The sequence below is a fragment of the Sphingomonas sp. genome (genome assembly GCF_042091075.1).
GTDB lineage: Bacteria > Pseudomonadota > Alphaproteobacteria > Sphingomonadales > Sphingomonadaceae > Sphingomonas.
This window is the reverse complement of sequence record NZ_JBELIE010000248.1, coordinates 1-2,619: the sequence shown is the minus strand read 5'-3', so window position 1 is coordinate 2,619 and position 2,619 is coordinate 1. Positions and strand designations below refer to the sequence as shown.

3 protein-coding genes are annotated in these 2,619 nt (G+C 68.6%); 1 reads left to right on the top strand and 2 read right to left on the bottom strand.

All coding sequences use genetic code 11. The features are described 5' to 3' along the window. A partial coding sequence (locus ACFDSW_RS16240; RefSeq protein WP_375251296.1) for a co-chaperone GroES occupies positions 1-232 on the bottom strand: 232 nt, incomplete at its 3' end. A gap of 128 nt (positions 233-360) precedes the next feature. Next, positions 361-1,770, bottom strand: coding sequence for an MATE family efflux transporter (locus ACFDSW_RS16235; protein ID WP_375251295.1), 1,410 nt, complete (start codon positions 1,768-1,770; stop codon positions 361-363). 188 nt (positions 1,771-1,958) lie between these two features. Between ACFDSW_RS16235 and ACFDSW_RS16230 the strand changes: the two genes are divergently transcribed. Continuing rightward, a partial coding sequence (locus tag ACFDSW_RS16230) for a S49 family peptidase (protein WP_375251294.1) occupies positions 1,959-2,619 on the top strand: 661 nt, incomplete at its 3' end.

Below are 2,619 nucleotides of genomic sequence, written 5' to 3'. Positions count from 1 at the left end.
CGACCTTGACCTCGGTGCCCGACCACTTGCCGAACAGGATGCGGTCGCCGGCCTTCACGTCGAGCGGCGTGACCTTGCCGTCCTCGGCCTTGGCGCCAGCACCGGCGGCGACGACTTCGCCCTCCTGCGGCTTTTCCTTGGCGGTGTCGGGAATGATGATCCCGCCGGCCGTCTTCTCCTCCGCCTCGACACGGCGGACGAGAACGCGGTCGTGCAACGGACGAAAGTTCATTGCTCTTACCTCTCTTAAGGTATGTGACACATCTTGGCACTCCCCCACCGAGAGTGCCAGCGAAGCGCATATGTGTAGCGTAGTGCGCCGGGTCAACGCCCCCGGCGACGATTCCCGGAACTTTTTCGTCAGGGCGTGTGCGGGACGAGGCCGAGGCGTTCGCGACGCGACCAGCGCCACAGCAGCAGGATCGAGACGACCAGCAATCCCGCGGCCAGTCCCATCCAGATGCCCACCCCGCGCCAGCCGGCGGTGAACCCGAACAATACCGAGGTGCCGAAGCCGAACAGCCAATAGCCGATCGCGGCGATGATCATCGGCACGCGCGTGTCCTGCAATCCGCGCAGCACGCCTGCGGCAACCGCCTGGGCGCCATCGAAAAGCTGGAACATCGCCGCCACCGCCAGATATTGTACCGCCAGCGCGACCACCGCCGCGTTGCCGGCGGCGTCCGGATCGACATAGATGCCGATGAACACACGCGGCATCAGCCACATCGCCGTGGCCGTCAACGTCATGAAGCCGGTGCCGAGCACGATCGCGATCCAGCCGGCACGCGCCATCCACGCGCCGTCGCGCGCGCCATAGGCCAGCCCGACGCGGATCGTCGCCGCCTGCGCGACCCCCAGCGGCACCTGAAAGGCGAGCGCGGCGATATTCAGCGCGATCGCATGCGCGGCCACCTCGGTCACGCCCAGCAATCCCATCAGCAGCGCGGCGCCGCCGAACAGCCCAGCCTCCAGCGTGACGGTCAGGGCGATCGGCACCCCCAGCCGCGCGATTTCCGCCAGCCGCGACCATTCGACGCGCCACCAGCGTCCGAACAGCCGCCACCGCCGCAACCGGCGATCGGTCAACAGGATCACCGTATAGGCCAGCGCCATGAACAGGCTGGTGACGACGCTGGCAAGCGCCGATCCCTCCAGCCCCAGCGCGGGCAGACCGGCATGGCCGAACACCAGCAGCCAGTTGGCCAGCAGCCCGACGCCCAGCGAAGCGGCAGTAACACCCATCGCCCAATGCGGACGTCCCAGCGCCGCCGCCACGGTGCGCATCACCGCGGCGGCGATGCCGGGCAGCAGCGCCAGCCACAGGATGTCGAGGAACGCCCCCGCCCGTGCCGCGACGCGCGGATCCTGTCCGACGAAGCGAAGCAGCGTCTCACCGTGCAGCATCAGCGCGCTGAACGGGATCGTCGCGCCCACCGCCAGCCATAGCGCCATGCGGAACGACCGCCGCACCTCGCGCACCGCGAACCGCCGCCGCCCCAGCTCCGCCGCGATGATCGGCGCGCAGGCGCACGACAGGCTGATCAGCGTCCACAGGATCAGGCCGAAGACGAACACCCCCATCGTCGCCGCCGCGAACTCGACCGTGCCCAACCGCGCCACGAACATCACGTCGACCGCATAGACGCCCATCTGCAGCAGGTTCGCCCCCACCAGCGGCCCGGCCAGCCGCAGCAGCGCACGCGCTTCCGCCGCGGTCGTGGCCGGCACACCGGAGAGCGACGTCGGCGGAGTGATCGGCGCATGCATGGCTTGCGCGATAGGCGCTTCGCCGCGCGAACGCCACCGGTGCGGCGTCGCCCCGCCCGACCCGGCCATGCGCGAGGCGGCGAATGGGCGACCAATCGCGGATGCACGACGAGGCGTATTGCTCGCTTGATACACGTCAGGCTAGATGGAGGGCGAAACGGGGACGCCCCCTTTGGGAAAATGATGCGATGAAGCTGGTTCGCGGCGCCTGGAAATTGCTGGTCGGGATCAAGGACGCGCTAGTGCTCGTCGCGATGCTGCTGTTCTTCGGCCTGCTGTTCGCGGCGCTCAATGCGCGTTCGCGGCCCGGCGCGATCAAGGATGGCGCGCTGTTGCTGACCCTCGACGGGCCGATCGTGGAGCAGCCCGAGGATGTGCAGCCGATCGCGCTGCTGAGCGGGAGTGAGATCGGTGATCAATATCGGCTGCGCGATGTGCTGCGCTCGATCGACGCCGCGCGCGACGATACGCGCGTCAAGGCGATCGTGCTCGACCTCGACAAATTCGGCGGCGCCTACCCCGCCGCGCTGGCGGAGGTGCAGGCGGCGCTGCTGCGCGCGCGGACCGCGGGCAAGCCGGTGCTCGCTTATGCCACCGCTTATACCGATGGCGGCTATCGCCTCGCCTCCGCCGCGAGCGAGATATGGCTGAATCCGCTGGGCGGCATCCTGTTCGCCGGCCCCGGCGGCAACCAGTTGTATTATAAGGGCTTGATCGACAAGCTCGGCGTCAACGCGCACGTCTATCGCGTCGGCCGGTTCAAGTCGGCGGTGGAGCCTTATATCCGCGCCGATCAAAGCCCGGAGGCGCGCGCGGCCAGCCAGGAATTGTACGGCGGCCTGTTCGCGC